The 2240-nt window shown below is 42.7% G+C and carries 2 protein-coding genes; both read left to right on the top strand.

Translation table 11 applies throughout. The annotated features are described in order from the left end of the window. A partial coding sequence (locus tag AC075L_RS06495) for a cobaltochelatase CobT-related protein (protein ID WP_476387391.1) occupies window positions 1–905 on the top strand: 905 nt, incomplete at its 5' end. 200 nt (window positions 906–1105) lie between these two features. Continuing rightward, on the top strand, window positions 1106–2240 hold a 1135-nt coding region (locus tag AC075L_RS06490; RefSeq protein ID WP_476387390.1), incomplete at its 3' end, for an OPT family oligopeptide transporter.

Below are 2240 nucleotides of genomic sequence, written 5' to 3'. Positions count from 1 at the left end.
AAGAGAAGCGAATGAATTATCTGATGTGCAGGGAACTTCACAGAGACTGCAGCCTTTATTTTACAGAAGGAATTCTCAAGAATCCGGTCAAACGAAACTATCAGTACGAATATGCAGTGCGATTAAAGAATAAGAATATCTGGCTCTACCATGACAAACACAGAATCGTAAAGCAGAACATCGCATCCCTCACAGATCTTTTGCGAAAGACGCTGGTGCTGAAAAGCGAGACGCAGGAAGTACTGTCAGACAGAGGAACGATCATTCCGTCCAGACTCTGGCGTGTGGGCAGAAGCAGTGAAGCAAATCTGTTTAAAAGAGAATTGAAATCTGATGCATCTGATTTCGTAGTAGATGTGCTGATCGATGCCAGCGGTTCCCAAATGTCCAGGCAGGGAGATGTGGCATTACAGGCTTATATCATCAGTGAAGCATTAAGTAATGTAAACCTGCCTCACCGTGTCATGAGCTTCTGCACATTCTGGGACTATACGATCCTTCACAGATTCCGTGAGTACGATGATCCACAGTCAGCTAATGAAAATATTTTTAATTATGTAACTTCTTCCAATAACAGGGATGGACTTGCTATCAAAACCGCAGGATACGGTCTGCTTCAGAGATCTGAGGAGAAAAAAATCCTCATTGTATTAAGTGATGGAAAACCATATGATGTCATCGTAAACAGACCTCACGCAAAGAACCCGGAACCTTATATGGGAAAATATGCGATCAATGATACTGCTACAGAAGTGCGGCACCTGCGAAACCTTGGAGTAAGTGTTCTGGGAGTCTTTGCAGGGGAAGAAAAGGACCTATCCACAGAAAAAGATATTTGGAAAAGATTTCGCATATATCCGGGATATTTCGAATTTTTCCAGAATTGTTGGGAAATACCTGATTAAACAGTTGGATTCAGATGAATAGACTGATAAAACAGGGAAAAAATATGCTGTTTGAGCGTGTTGATATGTTAAGAGATTATCAAGTTAGCACGTTAATATGGTAAAGTGCATAAAAAACCAGTTTTTTCACCTTGCCTTTTTGTATAAATTTCGCTATAATGTTCTATGTTTATAAATCAATACAAAAGGGAGAGGAAATCATGAACGAAAACAAAGAGTTCAAACCGTATATTCCGGCTGACAAGATCACACCAGAATTTACGGTGACATCCATCATCATGGGTGTTATCCTTGCAGTTATCTTCGGTGCAGCCAATGCTTATCTTGGTCTGCGTGTAGGTATGACTGTATCTGCTTCCATTCCGGCAGCAGTTATTTCCATGGGCGTAATTCGCAAGATCATGAAAAAGAACTCCATTCTGGAGAGCAACATGGTCCAGACAATCGGTTCAGCCGGTGAATCACTGGCAGCCGGTGCAATTTTCACAATGCCAGCTCTGTTCCTTTGGGCAGAAGAAGGACTTTGTGAAATGCCGGGTATCGTGGAAATCACATTAATCGCACTTTGCGGTGGTGTTCTTGGTGTACTTTTTATGGTACCACTTCGTAACGCACTGATCGTAAAAGAGCATGCAACACTTCTTTATCCTGAAGGAACTGCCTGCGCAGATGTTCTTCTTGCAGGTGAAGAGGGTGGTGCAAACGCTGCGACAGTATTCTCAGGTATGGGAATCGCAGCGATCTTTAAATTTGTCGTTGACGGTTTAAAGGTAATCCCTGCAGACGTTGCAGTAGCATTTAAAGGATTCAAAGGTGAAATTGGTATGGAATGCTATCCTGCACTTCTCGGTGTTGGATATATCGTAGGACCAAGAATCGCATCCTTTATGTTTGTTGGTTCTCTTATTGGCTGGATGGTGCTGATTCCGGTAATCTGTCTGTTCGGAGCTGATACAGTTATGTATCCCGGAACAGAAACAATTTCTGCTCTTTATGCAGCAGGCGGAGCATCTAAAATCTGGAGTACTTATGTAAAATATATCGGAGCAGGAGCTATCGCAACAGGTGGTATTATTTCTCTGATCAAATCCCTGCCTCTGATCATTGCAACCTTCCGTGATTCCATGAAGAGCATGAAGGGTGGCAAGAATACAAGTACAGAAAGAACTGCACAGGATCTTCCAATGAACGTTATCCTGATCGGTATTGTGGCAATGGTTGCGATCATTTGGCTTGTTCCGGCTATCCCGGTTAACCCGATCGGTGCGCTGATTATCGTAATCTTCGGCTTCTTCTTTGCAACTGTATCTTCCCGTATGGTTGCATTCTGGGAAT

Source organism: Blautia sp. ZXY-1-B12 (genome assembly GCF_056339915.1).
Note: the sequence above shows the minus strand (reverse complement) of the source record. Positions and strands in the feature narration are given on the sequence as shown.